The sequence below is a fragment of the uncultured Campylobacter sp. genome (genome assembly GCF_938018145.1).
Lineage (GTDB): Bacteria > Campylobacterota > Campylobacteria > Campylobacterales > Campylobacteraceae > Campylobacter_A.
Map to the genome: position 1 here is coordinate 1 of NZ_CALIII010000382.1, position 2,747 is coordinate 2,747.

Genomic DNA, 2,747 nt, shown 5'->3' on the forward strand with positions numbered 1-2,747 from the left:
AACGCGGCAAATTTGATGAAACCCTATTTATTTATCCCTCTAAAACGCGCCTAGATAAATTTAAAAGGAAGCTAGATGCCTAAATACTCATTTAAAACCATAGAGCAAATGCTGCTAAAATGCGTAGCCGAGGGCGGAGAGCCAGAGCTTACTGCGCGGTACAGGCAAATGCGCGGATAAATTGAAAAGGATATAAATGGGTTCTGCTTGGAATTACAGCGCGAAAGAGCGTAGCGCGGACGGTAAATTTAGCGCGGAATTTGAAGGTCATGAGATAGCTATGGGTGCGCCGAGTCTGGGCGAGCTACGGCTTTACGCGAGCGCTGAGCTTTTGCGAGGCGGCGTAAATTTGCAAAGTGGATTTAACGGCGACGCAAACGCCGAGGCACAAGGTTTAAATTTGAAGCGCGAAGAAAGCGAGAGCGAAAATGTAAAATTTAGCCAAAGCGGCGAGATTGAGCAAATTTTACTTAGCGAGCAGGCTACGGCGTGTTTTACGTTTTCGGACGATTCGCGGTTTTTGGCATTTGCCGAGTGGACGGCTGATAAAATGCAGCTCGTAAAGGTGCTGCGGCTAGCGGACATGAGCATAAAAACCGTTGACGGGCTCCAAAGAGTCGTGGAGTTTTTATCTTTTAAGGACGGTTTGCTGGAGATTTTGGACTCGCCGATTTTTATGCCCGAAAGCTTTTGGGTGGACGTCCATGAGCTTTTTGACGATGAGATCAAAAGCTAAATTTGACGCCGCAAAACGTCCGAGCCGCTAGCGGTAAAATTTAACGATAAACCGCAATCTAGGCAAGATAGCGCCTAGCGTTAAAGCTAGCCGTAAATTTGTAAAAAGCATACAAAAATCTACGGTCGGCGCGAAATATCGCAGCGACGTTTGGTGTTTTGCTTGCGGTTTTAGCGGTTTTAGCTCCGTATGCGGCCTATAAAGATTACAAATTTATGAGAATCCGCAGCGAGTCTATTCTATTTTAATGGCGAAATTTTTGCTATGCGGTCATTGACGCTGCGATTTTGGGCTTTGTTTTCGATTCGGTTTTTTGCCGTATTTAGGTATGGCGCTTATGCTTGCCATTCAAAAATAGCAAAGAGCGCAAATTTGATTAAATTTGCCAGGAACCCGCGAACACCTTGCGCAGTCGAGCTGCGCGGGGCATCAAATTTGGCTTTATTTAACCCGCAAACTAGCGGCGCAGACACCTGGAAGCTCGTCAAATTTACTCAAATATCAAAAACGGCGCTTCAAGTACGTTTCTGATTATCTTAAACGGCGATAGTAGCGCGTCTTGCAGGATTTGCGTCGAGTACTGCGGCTTTTGCAGCGTTCCGCGCACCTTGATGACGGTCGAGAGCGTGCGGTCTTTGCCTAACACGATCTGATTTATGAGCGGGATTTTGTCGATGATGGAGCTAGCGTCCTTTAGCAGCTTTAGCTCCAGATCCACGTCGATCTCTTTGGTTGCGAGATTTATCGTGCCGTGACCGCCGATATCGGCGCTCGAGCTCTCTAGCTCGATGGCTAGAAACTTTAGCACATCTCCCTTTTTCTCAAATAAAATTTTGCCGAATTTCACCGGATAGCCGTCGGCGCCAAAATCCGGCGTCTTAAACACGAGCAGGGACGGCACGGAGTTTAAAAACGTCAGAAGCTGGTTGTAAAACGTATAGTCTTTTAGCGTGGCGCCGATTAGTCTCACTTCGCCCTTAAAATCATCGGTGCTACTGCCTAAAACGCGCATTTTAAAGCTGCCGCCCTCAAAGCTTTTGATGTTAAAGATCGAGTTGATAAACTCGCCTCTGATGTCGTTTGCCCACATTTCAAATTTTTTGTCCGATTTTATGAGCGAAAAGTTGCCGCGAGCGGGCTTTGCGTCAAATCTCACCGTCCCGTCCGTACTCTGTCCGCTGTAGGCTAGTAGGTCTAGAGTTGCGTTAAAGTCGTTTAAAATCAGCTTTGAGCCCTTGGCCTCAAACTCGATGTCGCCGTCTTTGTCTGTCAAATTTTCATCGCCGCTAAGCGCCAGATCAAGCTCCTTTATAAAAAGCTCCGTTTTGCCGCCCGAGATTTTGAAATTTAACCCGCCGCTTTTGCTCTTGCCCGTTGCGCCATTGGCGTTTACGTCGATCGCAAAGCTATCGGCGTCATACGGCGAGCCGTCTTTTTTAAACAGTGGCGTTTCAAATTTGACGCCGTTAGCCTCGATGCTAAGATTTTCAAAATCCTTGGTTTTTATATTTACGCCGCCTTCAGAGATTTGCAGGCTTTTTAGCAGCGGCGAGTAGGGCAGTAGGCTCTTTGCGTCAGGCAAATTTATCTCGTTTTGCGCGCCGAATTTTAAACTAACGGCGGCTGGCAAAGCGATATCTAGCTTCGTATCCTTGCCGCTAAAATCAAGCTTAGCCGCAAACGGCGTCGCGCCTAGCTTTAAAATTTCGCTCTTGCCGAAGGCTAAATTTAGCCCTTTTAGCGTGCCGTTTATGTCGCCTGCGAGCTTGCCTAGATCGAGATTTACCGCCGCGTCCGCGCTAAAAAAATCCATCCCCGTGTTTTTCGCGTTTACCTTTAGCTTGTCGTTTAAAAGCTCGACGTCTGCGGTATCTACGTTAAATTTAGCTCCCGCGATCAGGGTTTGTCCGCCGGTGATCTTAAATTTGCCCTTAGGCGTCACCTCTAGCGGGTCAAATTTGATATCAAGCGCGAGTTTGGCGTCGGTTTTGCCGCTTAGCTGCTCAACCGG

General features: G+C 47.5%; 2 protein-coding genes. One reads left to right on the top strand and one right to left on the bottom strand.

Going from position 1 to position 2,747, the window contains the following annotated elements; translation table 11 throughout:
* The first annotated feature begins 196 nt into the window (after positions 1–196).
* A complete protein-coding gene (locus Q0338_RS08850; protein WP_298086430.1) occupies positions 197–736 on the top strand; it encodes a flagellar protein in 540 nt (179 codons plus the stop codon).
* A 490-nt stretch (positions 737–1,226) separates the two neighbouring features.
* Here the strand turns inward: Q0338_RS08850 and Q0338_RS08855 are convergent.
* Positions 1,227–2,747, bottom strand: a 1,521-nt coding sequence (locus Q0338_RS08855) for an AsmA-like C-terminal domain-containing protein (protein ID WP_298086431.1), incomplete at its 5' end; no start/stop codon positions are given.